The 4,568-nt window shown below is 55.9% G+C and carries 5 protein-coding genes and 3 pseudogenes; 5 read left to right on the top strand and 3 right to left on the bottom strand.

Going from position 1 to position 4,568, the window contains the following annotated elements; translation table 11 throughout:
* Window positions 1-455: 455 nt before the first annotated feature.
* On the bottom strand, window positions 456-1,175 hold the full coding sequence (locus HK23_RS13810) for an SDR family oxidoreductase (RefSeq protein WP_048844474.1): 720 nt from the start codon (window positions 1,173-1,175) through the stop codon (window positions 456-458).
* A gap of 65 nt (window positions 1,176-1,240) precedes the next feature.
* Here HK23_RS13810 and HK23_RS13805 point away from each other — a divergent pair, with 65 nt between their 5' ends.
* A complete protein-coding gene (locus HK23_RS13805) occupies window positions 1,241-1,888 on the top strand; it encodes a TetR/AcrR family transcriptional regulator (protein ID WP_086641582.1) in 648 nt (215 codons plus the stop codon).
* Window positions 1,889-1,945: 57 nt separating this feature from the next.
* Window positions 1,946-2,290 (top strand): annotated as a pseudogene (locus HK23_RS13800) (IS481 family transposase); the annotation flags it as partial.
* A gap of 28 nt (window positions 2,291-2,318) precedes the next feature.
* Here the strand turns inward: HK23_RS13800 and HK23_RS14440 are convergent.
* A pseudogene (locus tag HK23_RS14440) lies at window positions 2,319-2,447 on the bottom strand (IS5/IS1182 family transposase); the annotation flags it as partial.
* Between the two features lie 203 nt (window positions 2,448-2,650).
* Between HK23_RS14440 and HK23_RS13795 the strand changes: the two are divergent.
* Together HK23_RS13795 and HK23_RS13790 are read left to right on the top strand one after the other, a co-directional pair.
* Complete coding sequence (locus tag HK23_RS13795) at window positions 2,651-3,232, top strand: DJ-1/PfpI family protein (RefSeq protein WP_063354557.1); 582 nt, start codon at window positions 2,651-2,653, stop codon at window positions 3,230-3,232.
* Between the two features lie 26 nt (window positions 3,233-3,258).
* Complete coding sequence (locus tag HK23_RS13790) at window positions 3,259-3,582, top strand: ribbon-helix-helix domain-containing protein (RefSeq protein ID WP_063354558.1); 324 nt, start codon at window positions 3,259-3,261, stop codon at window positions 3,580-3,582.
* Window positions 3,583-3,611: 29 nt separating this feature from the next.
* On the opposite strand, the pseudogene HK23_RS13785 reads toward HK23_RS13790, so the two are convergent.
* Window positions 3,612-3,980: pseudogene (locus HK23_RS13785) on the bottom strand (integrase core domain-containing protein); the annotation flags it as partial.
* A 125-nt stretch (window positions 3,981-4,105) separates the two neighbouring features.
* On the opposite strand from HK23_RS13785, the gene HK23_RS13780 reads away from it, so the two are divergent.
* The coding region (locus HK23_RS13780) for an IS110 family transposase (RefSeq protein ID WP_256940224.1) at window positions 4,106-4,568 on the top strand (463 nt) is incomplete at its 3' end.

Below are 4,568 nucleotides of genomic sequence, written 5' to 3'. Positions count from 1 at the left end.
CGGCGGCCACCGCCGCAGTCGCCCAAGCGGCTCATTTCCTACGCGATGCCTTTACGAAGGTAAAGTGAGAGAACAGAAGCGGTCTGAAGCAATTTCCTCCAAAAAGAGGGAGTGCTTCAGCCTCGCGCTGGCCGCAGTTTCTGCTCCGTCCCTCAGGCACTGACCATGAACCTATCGCTGGCATGACGAGTGCATATATGCGGCGTCTCATGGGACGGGCAGCTCTCGCCCAACGAAGTCGGTTATCAGGTTGATCTTCAGGAGACGCCCATTTGTGTCGTGACAGTCGATTGCACGAATGACCGCTTTTCCAGTCCTACCGCCCAACAGCCGACATTCTGCTCACCCCCTAGCGGTGTTTCACACCTCTCGCGATTTGGCGCAGGCTCTGCAAGAACGGATTAGCGTCAGCTAGGCGGGACAGAGCGGTCATTCCGCCTCGTCCCGTTCGCCCATCACCAAGGCAATTTGCCGTCCTGCTCAAAGAAGCCACCACTGCCTGTGGCGTTCAGCGCATATTCTGTAGGAAGCCGCGCCCCCTCTTCAGGCGATATTGTGCCATAGCCTGTAAGATCGGTTTTCACGAAACCGGGGCAGATCGAATTTACCTTGATATTCGTGCCCCGCAGCTCCTCGTGCAGTTGGATCGTCAACATGTTCAGGGCCGCTTTCGATGCGTTGTAACCGATGAATTGCTGCGAATAGTAGGCCGAGGCCGGATCGGCGTTCATGCTCAGAGACCCGAGCGTGCTCGACAGGTTGACGATGCGGCCTTCTGGTGCGGCGCGTAGCAGAGGGAGCATCGCTTGCGTCACGGCCAGCGCCCCGATGAAGTTGACCTCCATCGACCGCCGCACAGCATCAATTGAAGCCTTGCTGGGCGTTGAATCCGCGAAATCAAAGATTCCGGCGTTGTTTACCAGAATGTCCAGACGACCATGCTCGGCAGCGATGGCATCCGCCGTGGCCGAGATGGTCGCCGGTTGATCAAGGTCCAACGAAACCGCCTTCACTGTGAGACCATCCCTGGCCAGGGCGGCGGTAGCCTCGTCTCCGCGCGACTTGTCGCGGCTGCCGAGCAGCACATGGACACCGGCTTGAGCCAACTTGCGGACGATCTCCAGTCCGATGCCCTTGTTACCGCCGGTCACGAGGGCGATGCGGTTCTCTGCCATTTCTGTATTCCTTTCATATCTCTGATCGGAGTATATGAAGAAAAGCTCATATTTTGGATTCGCATATGACGGCCCATGCTTCGCAAGGGGCTAAGCCTCGAAAAACACCGGTACAAAGCCGCTCGCGCGTCACGGTAGACGCGATTTTTGAGGCAACCATTCAGGTTTTGCTGTCAGAAGGTATGACGCGCCTGACAACCACCCGGGTGTCTGAGCGGGCGGGCGTATCGGTCGGGACGATGTATCAGTATTTCCCGAACAAACAGGCGCTGATCATCGCGCTGAACGCGCGTTACTTGAACGCCTTGGCAGAGCGTGTCGAAGCAACCTGTGCTCGCATGGCGGGGCAACCCGCGGCAGAGATGGTCTCTGCGCTGATCGAGACCTATTGGACAGCCAAAACCGAGCGTGCTGATCTGACGCAAGCACTCTATCGTTCGGTAGCAGCGCTCGACAACAATGTGTTGATGCAGGACTTCGCCACGCGGGTCGGTGCCGCAACGATGAGCATGTTTCGCCAGGCCTCGGACCTGCCGCCGCAGGATGCCACAGAGATCAACCTGACCCTGACCACCGTGATCTATGGAGCAGTGCGCAACGCCTTTGAGCGCGAGCTGGGCATGGAACAAATTACGGCGCTGAAGGCCAGCCTGATTGACATGTGTTGCGCGTGGCTGATCAGCTTCCAGCATCGGACACAAATGACAGCTTAGTTGTTTAGTCCCGTGTTTTGATGGGGTATTATTTTCACGGGAGTGGAAGGAAGCCTTATGGGACAGATACGTCATGGGAGCGCCACGACCACGCACGCCGTGCGAGCAGCAATACAGCGATCGCAGGCTTCGCTCGCGACGCTGAGCAAGGAGTTCGGGATCAACCCGAAAACAGTTGCAAAATGGCGGAAGCGTCAAACGGTTGAGGATCAGAAGACAGGTCCCAAAGAGCCGCGATCCACGGTTCTGTCCGAGACGGACGAAGCGATGATCGTGGCGTTTCGCCGGCATACGTTGCTGCCGCTGGATGACTGTCTTTATGCCCTGCAGGCCAGCATCCCTCATCTGACACGCTCGGCTCTGCATCGCTGCCTTCAGCGCCACGGGATATCCCGGCTTCCGGGTCAGTTCTCGGTGAAAATCAACAGGCCAGCGCTTTATCCAGATCAGGACGAAATGCTTCGAAATTCACAGTCCGGGAAAAGGCTGCGAGCTGATCACCAAGCCCGCTCAGCCGGGCAAGTCGCTCTTCAACATCAAAGAAACCGGGCTGTTTCATGTCGCCACTCCTCCAATGAAAACCGGAAAAATGGAATCACAGAGAGGGCCTCAAAACCAAGAGGTTTTTCGAACCGTCCACTTGATATCGGGATCGAGAAATCACGGCGGGACATAAAATGTCGTCACCACCTATTACCTAGACGTATTGTAAATGCCGTAAATAGAGAACTGCATCGTAAATTCGATCGTTAGGATAATGCAGTGGCTAGTAAACAAATTCTCATGCTCGCAGGCGACTTTGTCGAGGATTACGAGCTCATGGTTCCGTTCCAGATGCTGCTCATGGTGGGGCACAAGGTTGACGTGGTTTCACCCGGAAAGAGAGCGGGGGAACACGTGGTCACAGCCATCCATGATTTTGAAGGCCATCAGACCTACACCGAAAAACGTGGCCATAATTTCACGCTCAATTCCACCTACGCCGGAGCCAAGGCAGGAGATTACGATGCGCTTGTTATCCCGGGCGGTCGGGCTCCGGAGCAGCTCGGCACGGACGAAACCGTTCTGGAACTCATTCGCGCCTTCGTCGCTGCAGATAAACCGATCGCCGCAGTATGCCACGGCCCGCAGCTTCTTGCCGCGGCAAATGTTGTTGCAGGCCGCAAAATTTCCGCCTACCCCGCTTGTCGCGCCGAAATGATTCTTGCCGGTGCCGATTATCAAACAGTCGCAATGGACGACGCCGTAACAGACGGCAACCTCGTGACGGCGCCAGCCTGGCCGGCACATCCGGCATGGATCAGCCAATTCCTGTCGGTTTTGGGAACACGGATCGAAGTCTAGAAAATTGTCACGATGGGAGAACCGAAATGTGTGAACTCTATATCCGCGCCGATCCGATTCACTATGAGAACCGCACACGATCGCTTCGGATACACGGGGCCGTCACCACTATTCGGCTAGAAAATATGTTTTGGGAAATCCTGACGGAAATTGCAGCGGCTGATGACCTAACTGTTAATCAGCTCATCACGAAGCTTTCAGACGAAGTCACTGAACTTCGTGGCGAACTCCCGAACGTGGCATCTTTCTTGCGGGTCAGTTGCCTCCAATATTTAAAGCGGGAGCGCTCTATCGAAGCAGTATCCGGCCCCAAGGCCGGTCATCCCATCGCATTGCGTCGGGTCGGATAACCGAGCCAACCCCGAAAGCTTGCTCAGAGCTACCTGTTTAGTCCCGTGTTTTGATTGGTTGGATTGATGATGAATTTTTCTGGCTCTGAAGTCCAGATTTTGCAGACGTATTCGTAAGGGGTGAGGCCGTTCAGGGTCTTGAGCCTTCGCCCGAAATTATAGACTGCCATGAAGTCATTGAGGTGTGTCCTCAACTGCTCATGACTGTCGTAATGGAAGCGTTTGACGGTTGCTTCCTTGATTGTCCGGTTCATCCGCTCAACCTGACCGTTCGTCCAGGGATGATTGGGTTTCGTCAGACGATGTTCGATCCCGTGAGCTTCGCAGATCATGTCGAAGCGCATGGGGCGAGACCAGGCCGTATTGCGGTTACGGGGCTGATCAGCGAACTGGATGCCGTAGCACATCGGGAAGCTCTTTTGCAGAGTTCACCTATCTGGCCTTAAGGCCAGATAGGTGGCCACGACCGGGTGATATGTCTCCACAATGATGGTGTCCAGCCACACAGGGGAGATAACCGGCCGTGACCAGACCCAACCCTACACCGACAACAGCTGTTCTCGTCGCTATCGATGTTGCCAAATCACGCAATGAAGTCTTGATTGAGGTGCCCGGTAATCGACGGCGTCGACGCCTGACTGTGGCCAACACGCGCACAGAACATGACCGTTTCATTGCAGAACTGCAGGCCCTGGCACCGCGGCCGGTCATTGTTGGCTTCGAACCGACCGGACATTATCATCGTCCGCTGGCCTGGCGCCTCGTGCAGGCCGGGTTTGATGCACGCCTGATTTCTTCGGTCGCTCTGGCCCGCACGCGAGAGGCGCTGCACAACGGCTGGGACAAGAATGACCCCAAGGATGCGCAGGTCATCCTGCACATGCTCCAGATTGGCGCAGCCAAACCATATCATGATCCTCTTGGCAAGCGCATTGAGCATAACGAAATCGTGGATCGTCGCGTTATAGCGGGTCGTTATGACCGGC

Source organism: Acetobacter malorum, assembly GCF_002153605.1.
In the GTDB taxonomy this organism is placed as follows: Bacteria; Pseudomonadota; Alphaproteobacteria; order Acetobacterales; family Acetobacteraceae; genus Acetobacter; species Acetobacter malorum_A.
This window is presented reverse-complemented; position numbering and strand designations above follow the sequence as displayed.